This is a genomic window from Motilimonas pumila (assembly GCF_003596335.1).
Taxonomy (GTDB): Bacteria; Pseudomonadota; Gammaproteobacteria; order Enterobacterales; family CBDFNC01; genus Motilimonas; species Motilimonas pumila.
This window is the reverse complement of the sequence record NZ_QZCH01000072.1, coordinates 1-2,732: the sequence shown is the minus strand read 5'-3', so window position 1 is coordinate 2,732 and position 2,732 is coordinate 1. Positions and strand designations below refer to the sequence as shown.

The window sequence follows — 2,732 nt, the reverse complement described above, 5'->3', positions numbered from 1 at the left end:
GTATAAGATCACGATAGTGCCTGGGCGTCAAATTGAACTGTATAGACTGCTCAAAAAACGTTCACGATCTTGCCCTGGGCTGCGGGCTGTGTAAAAGTCGCTTATCAGACGGAAGAGCATGGTTATCAAGCAAGATCTTTTGAGGATGCATTTATTAATTCTAATAAATCTGAATTAAAGAGGGCTTGCGCTGAGAGTGAAGTTTTAGGGTTGAAGAATAAGGATGATATTGAAGAAATAGATACTGTAAACATCTTTGAATTGACAGATAGAGTGATTGATAAAAAATCTGACTTTGCAGCATCCTTACTCTATTTGGGTCTTACGGGGAAGGCTGACTGGGTAACACCAGAGTATATTAGTAAGGGGCTAAAATGGATCAGTCAGTGAGTACACCCTTAGAAAAGATAAAAGAATGTATAGAACTTGAACAGTCCTTCATTTTACAAGGCGGTGCTGGGAGCGGTAAGACAGAAACATTAAAACGAATAGTCGGATTTTGCTCTGAAAATCACCCGGATAAGAAAATTGTTTGTATTACTCATACTAATAAAGCTGTTGATGAAATAGTCGAACGTGTGGGCTTAGGGATTGAAGTATCTACAATCCATTCGTTTATTAGTGAGCTTGTAAAACCATACAAACGTAATCTTTTAAAACTACTGCCAGAGCTCTTTTACCTTCCTTTATTCGAGGAGTTGGGCATTGAACATTATGATGGTGATGATAAGACTAGAAAGGCTGAAGAGCATAAGAGATTTAAAACATTGCACGAATCTTTGGCTAATTGGCGCTCTATCGTACTACAAGAAGATACAGAAAAAGTCATAGGAAAGCGTGAATACGACAAAGATCCTAGATCATTTTATACATCGTTAAATAATGACATTGAGCAACTAAATGAAGCGATCGCAGAAATTATCAAGCGACATCATTTCAATGAAGTTGTATATAATGACACGCAATTTGACAGCTTTAAAAGTGCCACTTTTGGACATAATGGTCTTATCAAAATAGCTGCGCTGCTATTTTCTCATTATTCTAATTTAGGGAGAATCGTTCGCGATAAATATGACTATATATTTATCGATGAATATCAGGATACTGACGAAAATATTATTCATTCATTGATTTACTCTACTCCTAACAAAGGGCTAACCATAGGTCTGTTCGGTGACAGTGAACAAGCAATTTATGAAGGAGGGATAGGTTCGGCAAAAAGGTTTATAGATGACGGGAAGTTAACATTAATTGAAAAAGAAGATAATTTTCGTTGCTCGCGTCAAGTAATTGATGTTGCTAACAAACTTCGCTCTGATGGTTTGACTCAGAAAGTCGCTTTCAAGAAAACCAATGGAATAATGGAAACTGCTGAAGAACGGGAGGGCTCAGCAACCTTTTACTATTCAATCAAGCCTCCTGCGCCAGACAAACCAGCCCCTCCCAAAAAAAGGGATTCTGATGAAATCAAAAGTGATTACCAAATTGCAAAGGCTCAATATGAGCAGCAATTGGCGGAGTATAAACTTGAAATTTCTCGGAGGCTGGAAGATTTAACTGTTTTCGCTCAGGCTGATATTGGTGAGCATGTGTTATTGAAGCTCCCCAATAAATCGGTGGCTCGTGATGCTGGTTTCGGACATTTGTATGAGCTGTTTGATGGCAGATTTCGTGATACACGGGAAGAGATAAAAAAACACCTCGATAGACTTCAATTCGGACAGCTTGCTGAATTACTACGACTTTTTAATAGCTCTGCTGCTGACAATCGTGCATACAACAAGCTGATAAGACTGTTGAAAAAAAAGGGTTTTTTTATTAAAACTAAGCAAGATAAAAGAGAGCTGCATCATATACTCCAAGAGCTATCTTCGTCTAATGAAGCGGCTTATACTGTCATGAATCGAGCTGTTTTAGCTGGACTGATCTCGTTATCCGAAAGCCATCAATCCTATCTTAAACGCAAGGATTGCGAGCTGGAAAGGATTGGTAAAGATAACAACATTCATGCTTTCAAGAAATTACAAGAATCTGGATGTAATACAAAGAATCAAATGTGTGACTATATTAAGCAGAATAATGGTACTGGCTTGACAGTTGAGGCGATTGAGGAACACTACGAGCAACTAGCAAAAGATGTTCAGAGTGAAAAATTCTATTCTGGATTGTTTGGTAGTGAGCTGATTTTCAACGAGGTCTTAGCATTCTACAAATATGAAGGTGACGACAGTAACTTCATGACAATGCATAAAACTAAAGGAACTGGCATTGAAAATGTTGTTGTGGTTTTAGATGAATTTAATTGGCCAAAGTATGATTTTGGAAGTTGTTTTAGGCCGGAGACAGATAATCCGGCTAGGAAAGCCCTAACAAGAAAACTGCTATATGTGGCGTGTTCCAGAGCAAAGAAGAATTTACGTTGTGTACGGCTTCTAAATAGTTCTGGCGAATTGAGAAATATAGAGAACTATTTTGATAATCTCGTGCCTGTTAATTTACAAGTAACTGTTCACCCGCAAGGTCTTGACAGCGAAATTATGTGACCCAGTTAACTTGATCCCATATTCAACTTGAGTGCTCTATTTAAGCTGACAATCTGGAGGGATGAATAAGAAAACATTACCTCCACCTCCAGATTTCGATTCGCCTGAAGAGCAGGGCAAGATCGTGAACGTTTTTTGAGCAGTCTATACAGTTCAATTTGACGCCCAGGCACTATCGTGATCTTATAC

Annotated in this window: 2 protein-coding genes; both read left to right on the top strand. The window is 38.4% G+C overall.

The window, feature by feature from the left end; all coding sequences use genetic code 11:
* Nucleotides 1-69: 69 nt before the first annotated feature.
* On the top strand, nucleotides 70-390 hold the full coding sequence (locus D1Z90_RS20300) for a hypothetical protein (protein WP_119912595.1): 321 nt from the start codon (nucleotides 70-72) through the stop codon (nucleotides 388-390).
* The gene (locus tag D1Z90_RS20295; RefSeq protein ID WP_119912594.1) at nucleotides 375-2,543 is read left to right on the top strand and encodes a UvrD-helicase domain-containing protein; all 2,169 of its coding nucleotides are present in this window, start codon (nucleotides 375-377) and stop codon (nucleotides 2,541-2,543) included. Before D1Z90_RS20300 ends, D1Z90_RS20295 begins: the two co-directional genes overlap by 16 nt.
* The last annotated feature ends 189 nt before the right edge of the window (nucleotides 2,544-2,732 follow it).